Below are 428 nucleotides of genomic sequence, written 5' to 3'. Positions count from 1 at the left end.
GCCAGCGGTACGAAGGTGCCGGGCTCGTAGACATAGTGCGTGCTGCGGTCTGGCCGGCTTTCCCACGCCAGTTGGTCGCCGTCCCAGCCATAGAGCGTGACGCCGTGGGCGGATGACGACTTGACCAGCCTGCGCCCGAGCGCGTCGTAGATGTATTGCACCGACTGGTCCGCAGTGCGGTAACCGACCAGCCGGTTGAAGGCATCCCACGTAAAGGACCCGGTCACGCCATGGATCCGGCGCTCCGTGAGGTTGCCGCACTCGTCCCATTGATAGTGGGTGCCCGCGTACTGCCGGAGCAGGTTGTCCACCAGCCTGGGGTGGCCGGTCAGGCGGCTGTCGGTGGCCCGTCGTCCATGTTCGGGCGTGGACGCATACCAGCGCGTATCGGGATCGTCGAGCAGGTTGCCGGCCGGGTCGAAGGCGAA

General features: G+C 66.6%; 1 protein-coding gene. It reads right to left on the bottom strand.

Features of this window, described 5'->3' with window-relative positions; genetic code table 11:
• A partial coding sequence (locus AB4Z27_RS29660) for a hypothetical protein (protein ID WP_441646067.1) occupies positions 1-428 on the bottom strand: 428 nt, incomplete at both ends.

The sequence above is a fragment of the Cupriavidus sp. KB_39 genome (genome assembly GCF_052114485.1).
In the GTDB taxonomy this organism is placed as follows: domain Bacteria; phylum Pseudomonadota; class Gammaproteobacteria; order Burkholderiales; family Burkholderiaceae; genus Cupriavidus.
The sequence above is the reverse complement of the archived record's forward strand: the minus strand, read 5'-3'. Positions and strand labels throughout refer to the sequence as shown.